The organism is Stenotrophomonas sp., assembly GCF_032103445.1.
Lineage (GTDB): Bacteria > Pseudomonadota > Gammaproteobacteria > Xanthomonadales > Xanthomonadaceae > Stenotrophomonas.
The window spans coordinates 1-15,128 of sequence record NZ_DAMDFR010000035.1; the positions used below are offsets into that span (position 1 = coordinate 1).

Consider the following 15,128-nt stretch of genomic DNA (forward strand, 5'->3'; position numbering starts at 1 on the left):
CCGTTTGATCCCGAAATCGCCCTTGCATAGGCAGGGGCGAGACGGTATCTACAGGTCGCGCGACCAAGGGTCGTAGTGACACGCCATGCGTGTCAACGCCATCATCCTGCGCACGTAAACACGCCATGCGTGTCATCGGGTAATTACAGGAAGTCGTAGCTCACCGTAAACCGCACATTACGCCCCGGCTGCGACCAGCGGCCGATGCCTTCCGGGCTGGTAGCGCCCTGGAAAACAGCGGTACCCGCACCGGCGGTACGCACGCGGTTCCACAGGTAGTACTCCTTGTCGAACACGTTGTACACGCCGGCGGTCAGCTGCAGCCGCGAGGTGATCGCGTAGCTGCCGAACACATCCAGCAGGGTGTATTCGCGCGCCTTGTAGGCATACACCGGCACCACTTCCTCGCCATAGCTGCCGTTGGTGATGCTGCGGCCATAGTCGGAAGGGTCCTTGCGCTGCTGGTGGGTGACGTTGGCGGTGACACTCCACTTCCGCGACGGCGCGTTGTAGGTCAGGCCACCCACGGCTTTGGCCGGGATGATGCTGGCCAGCGGCTCGTCGTCGTTGTCGGTGCCTTCGTTGTAGGAATACGCCACGCGCGCCAGCCAGTCATCGGCCAGCAGCCACATGCCTTCGGCCTCCACGCCCTTCACTTCCACTTCGCCGCGGTTGATCGGCATGGTGTAGACGTAGCCGTTGGTGATGGTGGTCATGCCACGGACCGTGGTGCTGTACTGGGTGTTGGGGTCACCGACGAACTGCGCGGTGTCGATGAAGTTGCTGTACTTGTCGCGGAACACCGAGACGCCTGCGCGCAGGCGGTCGCCCTGGAAGCGCCAGCCCAGTTCCAGGTTGAGGCTGCGTTCGGCTTCCAGGTTCGGGTTGCTGCGGCCGTCGGGCACGGTCACGGTGGCACCGTCGGAGACGCGGGTCACCTCGGTGGTGGACGAGGTGCCGTACATGTCATTTACACCGGGGGCACGGAAACCACGACCGCCCTGCACCCACAGCGACTGGGTGTCGGTGAACTTGAACTCGGCACCCAGGTTCCAGGTGGGCGAGGAGAACTTCGACACACCGACGCTGCCGCCTCCGTCTTCATAGCCGGACTCGACGTTGCCGCCGACCGAGGTTTCCGGGGTGTACTTGTAGCGGTCATAGCGCAGGCTGCCGGTCAGGCTGAGGCGGTCGTCCAGCAGGCGGACGCGGTCACGCACGTAGGCGGTGAGGTTGGTTTCGCGGGTGTCCGGCCAAAGCGACGGGTCGGTGTCGCGGGTGAACAGGCTGCCATCGTTGCCCCAGCGCGAATCCACCGAGTTCCAATGGATCTTCGCCTGCTGCCAGGCCGCACCGTAGACGATGTCGTGGCGGACGCCACCGGTTTCGACGCTTTTGTCGAAATCCAGCGCGACGCGCTGGCGCTTCTGGGTATCCCAGCGGTCTTCCTGGCGCGAGCACGGGGCATTGACCGAGCAGCGGGTGCCATAGGTCGCGGCGGTGCCGTTGGCCACCAGCACGTTGGTCTGGCCCTGGATGTAGTTCTTCTGGTAATCGGCGGTGGCATCCATGCTGTCGAAAAGCACGTTGGCGGCGCGCAGGGTGTACTTCAGGCCGTAGCGGTCGCGGTCGCTGCGGTCTTCGGCGCTGCGGAAGTAGTACGAACCCACGCCGTCGCTGCGGGTCCAGTTGTCGACGTCATTGGTGGTGCGGGCGCGTTCGTAGACCACGCCGAGGGTCTGGTTATCGGTGGCCAGGAAGTTGAGCTTGAACAGCAGGTTGTCGCTGTCGCGGTCGACCGGATCCGGGGTGCGGCGGCCCGGGCCGAGCAGGACGTCGGTGGAGGCGTACCAGGATTCGGTCTCGTGCCCCTTGCGCTTCGTGTAGACCAGCAGCGACTCGAAGCGACCGGCACGGTTGGCCAGGGTGAGCGAGCCCATGTTCTCGTCGCTGGAACCGGTGTAGCCGTACTTCACCGAGCCGAAGCTGTCATTACCGCTGGCCTTCAGGAAGTCCGCCGGGTCCTTGGTGGTGAACATCACCGCGCCGCTGAGCGCGCCGCTGCCGGCAGTGATCGCATCGGCACCCTTGATGATCTCCACGGTCTTCACGGCTTCCAGATCGACGCTGCCGCGGCCGGAGCGGAAGAACTCGTACGGCTGGTAGGTGCCCGGGTCCATGCTCTGCGGGAAGCTCAGGCCATCCAGGGTGATGGAGACGCGGTCGGCTTCCATGCCGCGGATGTTGAAGCCGTTGAAGCCGGCGCGGCCCAGATCCACCATCTCCACGCCGGGCACGTAGCGGATGGCGTCTTCCATGCTCTGCGCGCCCTGCTGGCGCAGGTCGTTGGCCGAAAGCGTGGTGACATTCTGGTTGTTGGATTGCTTGCGCGTTTCGGTCACCTGGATGGTGTCCAGGGTGCTGTCAGCCGGGGCTTCGGCGTGCGCGGGGAGCGCCAGGCTGGTGGCGATGGCCAGCGCGAGCGCGCTCAGGGGGGATTTCATCGGGAAACTCCGCAGGGAAAAGGGGAAGGCAGTGGAGGCCGTTCCTGGCTGCGGCGATCGGGTGATCGAGCGGGGCTGGGGGGCGTGCGAACAGCGAGGTGTTCGCGGGATTCGGATCGGTAGCGCCGGCCGTTGGCCGGCCCAGGCGGTGCGTAGGCCGGCCAACGGCCGGCGCTACCAGGATTGCGACACCGGGTGTTTTATCGATTGCCGTTGGCCGAATGCGAACCGGCAGCCGGCTCGGGGTCGCGCGCATCGACCACGCCGTCGCCGTTGCTGTCGGCACGGGTGAACAGGCGCTTGCCCGACACCTGGTACTCGGCAAAGGTCATGCGGCCGTCCTTGTCCGTGTCCAGCGCACCGAAGCGCACCTTGGACTGACGGTCTGCATCGGCGCGCACGCGCACGCGCTGGGCATCCAGGCGCTGTTCGAATTCGGCGGTGTACTCGGCCAGGCTCAAGGTGCCGTCGCGGTCGGTATCGGTGGCAGTGAACTGCGCAGCACGCACCGCATCGAACTCGGCACGATCGACCACGCCATCCTTGTTCTGGTCATACAGTTCCAGCATGCCGTTGGCAGTATGCGAAGTCGGCATCTTCAGCGGGTCGCGGTTGGTCGCAGCCGCATCTTCGCGGGTGGCGTTCTGTGCCTTCTCGTAGCCGGCCCAGGTGCGCTCGCCGGCGGCATCGAACTCGGCGCGGCTGATCCGGCCGTCGTTGTCGCGGTCCAATGCCTTGAAACGGGTGTCGGTCTGCTTCAGGTGCCCGGCGCGCGCTTTGGCCAGACGCGCATCGAAGCGCTGCAGGTACTCAGCGGCGTACTCCTGCGCATCCACGGTGCCGTTGTTGTTGGTGTCGGTAGCGGTGTAACGCTGCTGACGGAACGCCTCGAACTGCGCCCAGGTCAGGCTCTGCGCATCTTCTTCGCCGAACTGGGCGAGGAAGGCGGCGGCGGTGGGCGACAGCGCGGCCTCTTTCGAAGCGGTGGCCGGCTGCGCGTGGGCGGCATGGGCCAGCACTGCTGCCAGCACGGCAGCGGTGAGTCGGACGGTCTTCATGGTGGTCTCCCCAATGAGTGTGGCGGTTACGGTTCGAGAACGCGGAAGCTCAGCGTGTAGTTGTTGCCGTACATCGGTGCGGCGGCACCGGCGGGTGCGGGCCCGCGATAGCGGATCAGCGCCAGATAGCTGCCGGCGTCGGTCAGGGCGAACCGCGCCTTGCCGGCGGCGTCGGTGGTGACCACGACCGGTGCGGGCTGCGTGTGGCCGTCGCCCAGCGCGCGGTGGAATTCCACCTTCTGGTCGGCCAGCGGCTTGCCGTCGTACTGCACGCTGAAGTCGAACTGCTCGCCCTGGTAAAGATCATTGGGATGCGTGACCGGGACCAGTTCCAGACCCTTGCCGTAAGGCGTGAGCGCGGTGGTGGTCGGGCCGCCGGCGGTCAGGTAGACCTCCGAGCGCGACAGGCTCTGGTAGTGGCTGGTCAGCTTCGCACCGGCGGGCAGCGGCTTGGCCGGGTCACGGCTGGATTCGGTTTTTCCATTGAGTTCCCAGGTGCGGAACACCGCGCCCAGGCGGTTGCCGGTGCTGAAGCGATAGGTGCCCTTCTGGCCCGGCAGGGTGTGCTCGACCACGGCCCGGGTCTTGAGCAGGTGCACTGTGTCCGGTGCGGTGGTGCTGCCATCGGGCAGGGTCACCGCGAAGGTGCTGTTGTCGAACACTACTTCGGGCACGAAGAAGGTTTCGGCGAAGCTGGCGTCCAGGGTCACCACGCTGTCGGCGCGGACCTCGAAGCTGGCCGGGGCCAGGTAGGGTGTGTGTGCGGCAGCAGGCAGAGCCAGCGCAGCCAACAGCAGCGCGGCAAACGGGCGGACAAACATGGCAGGCACTCGCGGATGGGATCGGGCAATCCCGGCGGCCGACATCCTATGCTTGTTGCGAATGATTCGCAATACGATTTGTTCACAACCGTTATGTTGGGGGTGCCGGACGCGGCCGACACCGCGAGGACACGCATGGCGTGTCCCTACAACGAACGCCCACCCAACCCGAGCGACCAAGGATCGTAGTGACACGCCATGCGTGTCAAAGCGATGACCCTGCGCACGTAGTTGCGATGGTCGCCCGGATCACCGCGCGGGGATTACCCGCGCGGTTTGGTTGGGTTCAACAGGTTGCCGAAGAACACCGCGTTCAACAGCAGGCGTTCGGTACCGTGCCAGTACTTGCGGTGTGCCGGATCATCTGCAAACAGCACCACGTTGCCCTGCCCCTGCGGCGATACCAGCAGCCAGGCGGTGCCGGCCACGCGGCTGCGGTTGGTCTCCGACAGATACCCATTCACCCGCGGCGCATCATCAATCCGCACCACGGTGGAGAACGGATTTCGGCTGGGCTTGAAGCTGATGCCGTTTTCTTTGTTCACCGCCAGCTGCGTGCGCGGCAGGCCGAACCCGAGCGGATGGCTGGTGTCTACTTCGGCGCTGAGGATGTTGCCGCTGACCCGCTCGATCGCCGCGATGTCGCGCTGGTCACCGAACGCGCGACGGGCGCTGTCCGGGGTCTGCTCCTCCTGGCCCAGCACTTCGTCGGCCAGCTTCTGCTCGATCGCCCAGCGCGAGGCGGTGCCGTAGGTCACCAACGAACCACCGGCGTTGATCCAGCGCTTCAGCGCGGCCACGGCCGCAGCATCCACGCCGGTGTAGGTACCACCGGCCAGCACGATGCTGGTGTAGCGGTCCAGGTTGATCTTGCCCAGCTGCGCCGGATCGATCTTGCTGGCCGGCAACTGCAGGTGCTGGTCGAGCAGGAACCAGGCCGAGCCGATCTCGGTGGCACTGACACCCTCGCCCATCACCAGCGCCACCGCCGGCTTGCGCAGCGACTTCACGCTGTCGCTGCCCAGGTCAATGCCGCTGCGGCTCTGGCCGCTGGCCAGCGCCTGGATCTGCACGCCACTGCTGCGGCCGGCGTCGTCCACTGCGGCACGCAGCGCGGCTCCGCTGAGCGGCTGGCCGGCGACCGGAATCACCACGCTGCCGCGTGCAAACGCCTGCTCGCCATTGGCGGTGCTGCCGGTAAACGGCTGGAACGCGGCGCGCGCCAGCAGCCCCTTCGCCTGCAGTGCATACAGCGCGCGGCTGGCGTTGTAGTCGCGCCAGTCGAACACATAGGCATATCCCGCTTCGCCGCCATTCACCCCGCCCTGCACGGCGGGCAGCGCGGAGATGCGCTCGCCGCCGGCAACGCGGCTGCGGCTGCCGGCAAACGCCACGCCATAGGCCGGTGCAATCGCATACGAGGTGCTGCCGTAGAACACATCCCCCTTGATCGGCGGGGTCTCGGCAAAGATCGAATGCACCAACCGGAACTGCGGCTGTGCGGTGGGCACCACGTAGGCACTGCCCGGTTCAAAGCGCTGCCCGTCCACGGTCACCGCGCTGGTCAGCGGCTGCACGGTGATCTGGTGCTGCAGCAACAGATCGAGCAGGCGGCGGGTCAGGCCCGGGTCGTGCGCATCGCCAAACACGAACGACTTCACCGGTTGCTGCCCAGCCTGCTTCAGCGCGGACTGGAAGAACTCCTTCTGCAGCTTCAGCAGCCCATCACGCTCGGTCACCGCCCCGCGCACCGTGCCCAGGCCAGTGGCGACCTGGTTGCGGATGGTGAACGGGAAGGTCAGCAGGCCATTCACCGACTCCTGCACGCGTCCGCGCGAGCTGGCCTGCTCCACGGTCACACCGACCGCACCGTGGAAGTCCGGATAGGTGGAGCCATACACCGGCGAGAAGTTGTCGAAGTTCTCACCGGTGTAGTACAGCGAGCCCAGCGCATCCAGCGACTGCGCGTGGTACTTCGCCAGCGTCTTGTTGAACTCGTACGACGCGGCCGGAATCAGCGGGCTGTGCATGCTTGCCGGGGAAGGTTCGAAGTAGTACGTGCTGTCCTTGCCCATCTCGTGGAAGTCGATCTGGACGTTCGGGTACCACTGGTGGAAAAACGCGATCTTCGGCCGCGTGTCCTGCTGGGTCAGCGCCAGCCAGTCGCGGTTGAGGTCGGTGAAGTAATGGTTGGTGCGTCCTTGTGGGAACGGCTCCACATGCTCTTTGTCGGCCGGGTCGGCCGATGCCGGGAACGAGGCATAGGCGTTGTGCCAGCTGGCCGCGCGGTCGCGGCCATCCGGGTTCTGCGCCGGGTCCACCAGCACGACCGCCTGTTGCAGCCACTGCGCGGTTTCCGGGCTGCGGTTGGCCACCAGGTAGTACGCGGTGAGCAGCGCGGCTTCGCCGCTGGAGGTTTCATTGCCGTGCACGCTGTAGCCCAGCCACACCACCACCGGGCTGCTGCCGGCCGCCGACAGCGGCTGCGCCGGGTCGGCCAGGGTCACGTGCTGGCGACGCAGCGACTCGAGCTGCTGCTGGTTCTGCGCAGAGGTGATGGTGGCGATCAGCAGCGGGCGGCCTTCGTAACTGGTGCCGATACGCTGCACCTTGATCTTGTCCGAGTGCCTGGCCAACTCGTCGAAATACGCCACCAACTGGTCGTGGCGGGTGTAACGGCTGCCGATCTCGTAGCCCAGGAACTGCTGCGGGGTGGGAATGGACGGATCGAACTCACCCGCCTTCGGGAAGAAATAGTCGCTCTGGGCGAACGCCGGTGCGGCCAACAGCCACACCGATGCCAGCAACCAACGCGCACGACGCGAAACACCTCGGTACACGGACACAACAAACCCCCAATCAGAAGCGGTAATCAAAACCCACGGTGAAGTAGCGGCCGCGCAGGTCGTACTGGCTGAAGTCGTACGGCGCACGGATGCCCGGGAACGAAGCGTCGTACGGCGGCTCCTCGTCCGCCAGGTTCTGCACCTTGGCGTACAGGGTCAGCTTGTCCACGCCGGTGTAGGCCAGGTACAGGTCGAACTGGCTGTAGGAATCCACGCGGTCCTGCACCGCCGTGGCTGCAGCGCTCGCCTTCTGGTCATAGCCGCTGGTGTAGTACCAGGTCAGCGCGGTGCGGAAGTCACCCAGTGCCCAGTCGAGGGTGGTGGTGGCCTTGTTCTTGGGCAGGGTGGCACCGAGGTTGCTGCCGGCGTAATCCACCAGCGGACCACCGACCACGGTCGGGCGGCTGTAGTTGCGCACGTGGGTGAAGGCACTGCTCAGGGTGAAGTCACCCGCGTTGGCGGTGGGGAAACGCTGGCGCAGTTCCACATCGAAACCGGAAGTCTTCAGCTCGCTCAGGTTCTGGTAACGGTTGTACACCGCCTGCAGCTTGCCGCGTTCATCGCGCAGCACCGCACCCGGCACGTCATTGGTCACCAGGGTCTGGGTGTTGTTGGTGCCGACCAGGTTTTCCAGTTCGATGCGGTAGTAGTCCACGCTCAGGCTGGTGTTGCTCCACGGCGACAGCACCACGCCCAGGTTGTAGCTGCGGGTGCGCTCCGGCTTCAGGTCGCTGTTGCCGACGGTGAAGAAGGTCGGGTTCTGGCGCGAGCCCGGCACGTCCGGGTCACGCGGGTCGATCACGCTGCCGTAGGCGATGCTGGTGCTGTTGGAGTTTTCCGACAGCGACGGCGCGCGGAAGCCCTTGGATGCAGCGGCGCGCACCAGCAGGAAATCCAACGGCTGCCAGCGCAGGCTCAGCTTCGGCGAGAACGCATCGCCGAAGTCGCTGTAGTGGTCAGCGCGCGCGGCGGCCTGCACTTCCAGCTTCTCGGCCAGCGGCACATTCACTTCCGCGTAGGCGGCGGTGACCTTGCGTTCGCCGTGCACCTCGGCAATCGCCGGACGCACCTGCAGGCCGGCATCGATCTGCCACGGATTCTCGGAATCCAGCTTCTCGCGACGCCATTCCACGCCAGCGGCGAAGCCGACTTCACCGGCCCAGGTGCTGCCCAGCGCGCCGGAGATCTTGGCGTCCACGCCCTGCAGCACGGACTCGGCCGGGCGCAGCGTGCTCAGGTTGATCGCATCCAGCACGGCCTGCGGGGTGGCCGAGGGATTGAGCAGGTTGTAGCTGCCGGTGGCCAGCGCATCGGCCAGCGTCCAGCGGTTGGCGAATCCGCCGGAGACGGTTTCGCGTTCGCTGCTGCGTGCGCCGAACGCGCCCACCTCCCAGTCCCAGTTCTGCAGGCTGCCACGCAGGCCGACCACGCCGCGGTACGCCTGCGAGCGGTTGGTCTTGATCGACGGCCCCAGGTTGAAGAAGGTGTATTCGATCGGAATCGCACGGCCGTACGGGTTGTACGGGTTGCTGGCCGGCAGGTTGGAGGAGACCGGCTCGGCCAGACCGGTGTCGGCGTTCAGTGCGAAGCGCCCGCTTTCCAGGGTGAAGAACGGGCTGCTGCCGAACCACGCTTCGCCCTTGATGTTGCTGTAGATCACTTCACCGAAGGCTTCGACGTTGTCGTTCACCCGGAAGGTGCCGTTGACGTAGGCCTGGTAGCGCTTGGTGGAGGGAATCAGCGTGGTGTACGGGGCCAGGTTGAAACCGCAGGTGTCGCCGGCCAGGCCATCGATCGGCGCGCTGGCCACCAGCGTGGTGTTTTCCGGGCAGTTGCCGTTGGCATCCAGCATCGGCACCGAGACGCCGTTGACCAGATAGCGCGCGCCCTTGGCCGACCAGCCGTTCCAGCGACCGCCGGGCTTGTCGGTATAGATGCCGCTCTTGGTCAGGTCACGGTCGTCCTGGTCCAGCCGCTCGCGGTTGTAGCCTTCCAGGCTGACCAGGATGTTGTAGCCGTCGGTGTCCAGATCGCCGATGCCACCGATGAACTTCAGCTTCTGCTCGTCCAGCCCGCCCTGGTCGGCAGTGCCGACGCTGCCGCCAAGCTCCGCGCCTTCAAAGCCCTGGCGGGTGATGATGTTGACCACGCCGGCCACCGCATCGGAGCCGTACACGGCCGACGCGCCGTCCTTGAGCACTTCAATGCGCTCCACCGCGACCATCGGCAGCGCATTGAGATTGACGAAGGTGTCTGACAGGCCGCCGGCGGGGAAGCCGTAGTTGGCCAGGCGGCGGCCGTTGAGCAGCACCAGCGTGTTCTTCTGCGACAGACCGCGCAGGCCGATGCCGGCAGAACCCGAAGCCCAGCCGTTGTTGGTGGTTTCGTTGTTGGCGTTACCGGTGTTGGCCGAGATCGAGCGCAACAGGTCGGCGACGGTGGCCTTGCCGGTCGCTTCGATCTCCTGGCGACCGATCACCTGCACCGGATTGGCCGATTCGGTGTCGGTGCGCTTGATGTTGGAACCGGTCACGCGGACCGCGTCGAGGGTTGTGCTGGCACCGCTGGCGGCGGCATCCGGGCTGGCGTCGGCAAATGCAGACAAAGGCGAAGCCAGAGCGGCCGACAGAGCGGCCACGAGAAGGGTGTGCTTGGGCATGTACGTCAGTGGGGTGGTGAACGTCAGTTCCGCAGTAATCCATGCCAGGCCGTTGACCGGCCAATAACATCGCTTCATGCGGATATAACGAAATGTACCATCTCTTCATCCGGATGGATATGTTCGGATGAAACCAGCACGGGTTCGGCGGAGCGCCGGTGGCCCTGTCGCACCGCTACAATGCGCGCATGGAAATCTTCAAAGTCTTTACCCTCGAGGCCGCCCACCGCCTTCCCAACGTGCCGCCGGGCCACAAGTGCGCGCGCCTGCACGGCCATTCGTTCCAAGTGGAACTCAAGGTGGAAGGCGAACCGGGCGAGCACACCGGCTGGATCATGGACTTCGGCGACGTGAAGGCGGCTTTCAAGCCAATCTACGACCGCCTCGACCACCATTACCTCAATGACATCCCCGGGCTGGAGAACCCGACCAGCGAAGTGCTGGCGCGGTGGATCTGGAACGAGCTCAAGCCGAGCCTGCCGGAATTGAGCGAAGTGACCGTGCATGAGACGTGCACGTCCGGGTGCCGGTATCGGGGGTGAGGCAACGGCAGCCGGGCAAGCCCGGCTCTACGGCGCAGATTGCCGGTAGCGCCGGCCGTTGGCCGGCCCAGGCAGGCTCCGCCTCCGCATCGTTCACAATCAACGCAGCAACCAATTGATTTATCTACATTTATCCTGAATCCGTACCGAATCCGGAAAATTATGTTGCATCGCGTCAAAATCGGCGTATGCTGCATTGCATCAAGTTCACGAGCCGTCCTCCCATGGCGTCCGCGTTCACCGATTCCTTCAGCGATTACACCCGCCAGCTGGCCGCCACGGCCACGCGTGCCAACCGGCTCGCACTGGAGAACGCCGAGAGCATGTTCGGCGTGCAGTTGAAGACGCTGGAGAAGAACATCACCGCCACCAGCGGGTTCTTCGGTGAAATCGTGCAGTCATGCGAGCCCGGCACGCTGGCACCGAAAGGCGCACAGTTGGTCAAGGACAATCTGGAGCGCTGGACCACCGCGCACCAGGAAGTAGTTGGCCTGGGACTGAAAGCTACTGAAGCGCTGAGCGAACTGGCGCGGCAACCCTTCGCCGCCAAACGCTGAGCCGACAACCGAACGGATATCGCGTGGGTCCCTCCCCCCACGTGATCCCAGACCCGACAGAACCCTCCCTCTGTCGGGTCTTTTTTTTGTTTACGGCTCCGCCAACGGCCGCACCACCTGCACCAACGTCATCAACGTCTTTCCGGGCTCTTCCCACGGCACCATGTGCGCGGAATGCTCAAACCACACGGCCTGTTTGAACGGCGCATGCACCGCCTTCAACCAACGGTCGGTCGGTGCGGTCGGGGTGGTGTAATCGTGCCGCCCCATGAACATCACCACCGGAATCGGAAACTGCTTCACCGGGTTGAAATCCACCTTCAGCATCTGCGGCAGCAACGGGTCCAGCGACAGCACGCTGCCCTTGTCCACATTGCAGCGGTCCGCATCGCTGTACTCCGGCGACAGGCGCGCCGCACCGAAGTAGTACTTCGAATCATCCCGATACGCTGTCAGCCCACCGTAGTACTGCGGCCAGGTACGCGCCACGATGATCCGCTCACGTGTGATCGGCGTATTCCCCGGGTAAGGCGCAATCGCCTCCAGCGCCGCCACCGCCTTGGTGTTGCCATGCGCCTTCGCCTGCGCCAGCCCGTAGTCGAAGCTGATCTTCTCGTTCTCCACCTGGTTGATGATCTGACCGATGCCCACGTACGCATGGAACAGATCCGGGCGCTTCAGCGCGGCCTTGAAGGCGACGATGGTGCCCCAGCTGTGCCCCATCAGGATCACCTTGGGCTGGCCCAGATGGGTGCGCAGGTGTTCGGCCACTTCGATGGCGTCGTCCACGTAGCGGTCGATGGTCAGGGTCGGTTTGATCCGTTCCGGCGTAGCTTCCGCGTAGGTCTTGCCCGCCCCGCGCTGGTCCCAGTCGACCACCGTGAAGTACTCCTCCCACGGCCGCTGGAACTGCCACAGGCTGGGCGTGGACGGGCTGGCGGGACCGCCGTGCACGAACAGGATCACCGGATTGGCGCGGTCGTGGCCACGAATGGTCAGCCACTGGTTGAGGCCGCCAATCGGCGTGGCGTAGTGCTCCTGGATGCCGTTGGGAGTGGTGATGCGTTGCAGGTCACGGACCACGGCGCGGGCGGGTTCCAGTGCAGCGGTGTCCGGGCAGGCGTTGGCCGCCAGAGCGGGGAACGAGGTGCACAGCAGCGAGACGAGGCAGAACCAGAGGCGCATGCGGTTACCAGAGAAGAAGGTGGCCTGGACCTCATCTTGCCAGTCCCCCACCCGCCCGCATGTGTCAAAAGTAGTGACGCGCCATGCGCGTCAATGCCATGCCGACGCGCCCGACATCACACCGGCAACGCAAACTCGAACACCGCGCCTGCCTCGCTCTCCAGCAGCCGGATCTGCCCGCCGTGCAGCTGCACGATACGGTGCACGATCAACAACCCGAGCCCACCACTGTCCGGCCGCTGGCTGCCCAGCGCGGGCGGGGTGTGGAACAGCTGCGCACGCCGCTCCGGCGCAATGCCCGCGCCGGTGTCGGCCACCCGCACCCAGACCTTCGCCTCGTCCGCACGCAGACTGACCGTGATCCGTCCGCCTTCCGGCGTATGCCGGATCGCGTTGTCGAGCAGGTTGGTCAGCACCCGCTCGATCAAGCCAAGGTCGGCGCGAACCGCCGGCAGCCGGGGCGGAATCTCTGCAGACAACGTCTGTCGACGTGCTTCGGCGGCCAGCTCGAACTTCTGGAACACGTCCTGCAGCAGGTCCGGCAGCGAGAACGCCTGCACATCCAGCACCACGCCGCCGTGTTCCAGCCGCGCCAGTTCAAACAGTGCCTGCGCCAGGCGGCCGACCTTCTGGCTCTGTGCCAGCGCGATACCCAGATAGCGCTGGCGCTCTTCCGCGCTGAGCGTGGCGTCCTTCAGCGACAGCGTTTCCAGATACCCGTGCAGCGACGACAACGGCGTGCGCAGATCATGCGAGATGTTGGCCACCAGTTCGCGCCGCTGCAGGTCCTGCTCGCGCAGTTGCTGCCACTGCTCGCCCAGGCGCTGGCTCATATGGCCGAAGCTGTGCTCAAGGATCGCCAGCTCATCGCGTTCCCCCGGGCGCAACTCCGCGGGCAGCGGCAGCGCAGCCGGCGCGGCGGTGTCCACGTCGAAGGCCTGGATACGCGCGGTCAGCCGGCGCAGCGGGCGGGTCACCCAGCCGAACGCGAAGGCACCGGCCAGCAGGCCGAGCCCGACCACGATCGCCAATGACCACAGCGTGGTGCGCAGCGCGGCATTGCCGGCCACGTTGGCCGCCAGTGCCTCACGCTGCTCGCCGACCAGCACCACGTAGATATAGCCCACCTGTCGCCCCTGCACCCACAGCGGCGCGGCGTTGAACACCTTGCGGCCGGTGGCGCTGCGCGGGTCATCGCCGAGAATGGGCAGCGGCTCATCGCGCAGCAGTGCCTGCACCGGCTCCAGGTCCACGCGGTCACGCTTGAGATGCCCTTCCGGCGCGTCGTGGCCGAGGATGCGACCCTGCTCGTCCAGCAGGTACACCTCCACGCTGGGGTTCACCGCCATCAGCTTGCCGAACAGCGCACGCACATCACCACCGCGCATGCCGCGCGCATCCATCAGCTCACCACTGCGCGCGATGTGCTCGGCCAGCCCGCGCGACAGTCGCTGCACGGTTTCCTGCTCGTGCATGGCAGTGCTGCGCATCTGGATCCACATCAGCGCCGCACCGCAGGCCAGCAACAGGGCGAAAAACACGGCAGTGAGCCGCTGCGAGAGCGTGAGCCGGATCATGCCGCGCCCTCGCCCGCTTCACTGACCAGCTTGTAACCACGTCCCCACACGGTCTGGATGCGCTGCGGCGCTGCGGGGTCGTGCTCGATCTTGTTGCGCAGGCGGTTGATGTGGGTGTTTACGGTGTGCTCGTAGCCGTCGTGCTGGTAACCCCACACCTGGTTGAGCAGGTCCATGCGCGAATACACCTGGTCCGGGTGGCGGGCAAAAAAGGCCAGCAGGTCGAACTCACGCGGGGTCAGCTCGAGTGCGCGCCCATCGACCTGCGCACTGCGCGCGATCGGGTCGATGCGCAGCCCCGCTACCTCGATCAACCCGGCATCCAGCCGCGCGTTCTGGGCCAGCGCCTCCACCCGGCGCAGCAGCGCCTTCACCCGCGCCACCAGCTCCAGCATCGAGAACGGCTTGGCCAGGTAGTCATCCGCACCCAGCTCCAGCCCCAGGATGCGGTGCACCTCGCTGGCGCGGGCACTGGTGATGATGATCGGGGTATAGCGTGCCATCGCGCGTGCGCGCTTGCAGATCTCCAGCCCGTCCACGCCCGGCAGCATCAGGTCCAGCACCAGCGCGCTCCACGGCTGTTCTTCGACCAGGCGCAGCCCCTCGTCGCCGGTGGCGGCGTGGGTGACCTCGTAGCCCTCGTCGCGCAGGTGCATGCGCAGCAGGTTGGCGATGTGGACGTCGTCTTCGACGATCAGGACACGTTTGGCGCTGTTCATGGGTGCATTGTCGACGCTCACGCACCTGAATGTGTCACGGAAAATTTAACCCTGCGTGAGGATTCGTTGACTGCCCCGGGCGCAGCATGGCCGCATCGTTCCTGGCTGGAGACCTGCCATGCGCCTGACCCGTCGCAAACTGCTCGGCGTAAGTGCCCTGGGGGTGGGAGGTGGCCTGCTTGGCCTGACCGCCTGCAGCCGCGCCGCCCCGGTGGCCGCCGCCGAACCGGCACGCAAGTTCGAGGTGATGCGGACCGACGCGCAGTGGCAGCAGCAGCTGACCCCGGCGCAGTACTCGGTGCTGCGCCGCAAGGGCACCGAGCGCCCGTACAGCAGCCCGCTCAACAAGGAGCACCGCAAGGGCACGTTCACCTGTGCCGGCTGCGCGCTGCCGCTGTTTTCCTCGTCCACCAAGTTCGACAGCGGCACCGGCTGGCCGAGCTTCTGGGCCCCGCTGCACGACGCCGTGGGCGAGGACCGCGACACCAGCTACGGCATGGTGCGGGTGGAAGCGCACTGCCGCCGCTGTGGTGGGCATCTGGGGCATGTGTTCGATGACGGGCCGCGACCGACCGGGTTGCGGTACTGCATGAACGGTGTGGCGATGCAGTTCGTGCCTGCCTGATTTTCCGTGTTGCCGGCCAGCGGCCGGCACTACCG

At 65.8% G+C, this 15,128-nt stretch carries 11 protein-coding genes; 3 read left to right on the forward strand and 8 right to left on the reverse strand.

All coding sequences use genetic code 11. The features are described from left to right. Window positions 1-143: 143 nt before the first annotated feature. The 5 genes from RT551_RS13265 to RT551_RS13285 all read right to left on the reverse strand — a co-directional run bounded on the left by RT551_RS13265 (window position 144) and on the right by RT551_RS13285 (window position 9,888). Window positions 144-2,504, reverse strand: a complete 2,361-nt coding sequence (locus RT551_RS13265) for a TonB-dependent hemoglobin/transferrin/lactoferrin family receptor (RefSeq protein ID WP_313459427.1) — start codon at window positions 2,502-2,504, stop codon at window positions 144-146. Window positions 2,505-2,704: 200 nt separating this feature from the next. Next, window positions 2,705-3,562 (reverse strand): EF-hand domain-containing protein, encoded by an 858-nt coding sequence (locus RT551_RS13270; protein WP_313459429.1) that lies wholly within the window; start codon window positions 3,560-3,562, stop codon window positions 2,705-2,707. 26 nt (window positions 3,563-3,588) lie between these two features. After that, window positions 3,589-4,383, reverse strand: a complete 795-nt coding sequence (locus RT551_RS13275) for a DUF4198 domain-containing protein (protein ID WP_313459431.1) — start codon at window positions 4,381-4,383, stop codon at window positions 3,589-3,591. 263 nt (window positions 4,384-4,646) lie between these two features. After that, entirely contained in the window at window positions 4,647-7,190 is a 2,544-nt protein-coding gene (locus RT551_RS13280; protein ID WP_313459507.1) for a M14 family zinc carboxypeptidase, read from the reverse strand. A 52-nt stretch (window positions 7,191-7,242) separates the two neighbouring features. Beyond that, on the reverse strand, window positions 7,243-9,888 hold the full coding sequence (locus RT551_RS13285) for a TonB-dependent receptor (protein ID WP_313459510.1): 2,646 nt from the start codon (window positions 9,886-9,888) through the stop codon (window positions 7,243-7,245). A gap of 188 nt (window positions 9,889-10,076) precedes the next feature. On the opposite strand from RT551_RS13285, the gene queD reads away from it, so the two are divergent. Next, the gene (gene queD, locus RT551_RS13290; protein WP_313459513.1) at window positions 10,077-10,430 is read left to right on the forward strand and encodes a 6-carboxytetrahydropterin synthase QueD; all 354 of its coding nucleotides are present in this window, start codon (window positions 10,077-10,079) and stop codon (window positions 10,428-10,430) included. Between the two features lie 224 nt (window positions 10,431-10,654). Further along, the gene (locus RT551_RS13295; protein WP_313459432.1) at window positions 10,655-10,987 is read left to right on the forward strand and encodes a phasin family protein; all 333 of its coding nucleotides are present in this window, start codon (window positions 10,655-10,657) and stop codon (window positions 10,985-10,987) included. A gap of 90 nt (window positions 10,988-11,077) precedes the next feature. On the opposite strand, the gene RT551_RS13300 is transcribed toward RT551_RS13295, so the two are convergent. From RT551_RS13300 to RT551_RS13310, 3 genes are all read right to left on the reverse strand, one after another. After that, window positions 11,078-12,172 (reverse strand): alpha/beta hydrolase, encoded by a 1,095-nt coding sequence (locus RT551_RS13300; protein WP_313459435.1) that lies wholly within the window; start codon window positions 12,170-12,172, stop codon window positions 11,078-11,080. Between the two features lie 116 nt (window positions 12,173-12,288). After that, on the reverse strand, window positions 12,289-13,749 hold the full coding sequence (locus RT551_RS13305) for a HAMP domain-containing sensor histidine kinase (protein ID WP_313459438.1): 1,461 nt from the start codon (window positions 13,747-13,749) through the stop codon (window positions 12,289-12,291). Then, entirely contained in the window at window positions 13,746-14,468 is a 723-nt protein-coding gene (locus tag RT551_RS13310) for a response regulator transcription factor (RefSeq protein WP_313459440.1), read from the reverse strand. Before RT551_RS13310 ends, RT551_RS13305 begins: the two co-directional genes overlap by 4 nt. 118 nt (window positions 14,469-14,586) lie before the next feature. On the opposite strand from RT551_RS13310, the gene msrB reads away from it, so the two are divergent. Further along, window positions 14,587-15,093, forward strand: a complete 507-nt coding sequence (msrB, locus tag RT551_RS13315; protein WP_313459442.1) for a peptide-methionine (R)-S-oxide reductase MsrB — start codon at window positions 14,587-14,589, stop codon at window positions 15,091-15,093. Window positions 15,094-15,128: the final 35 nt, after the last annotated feature.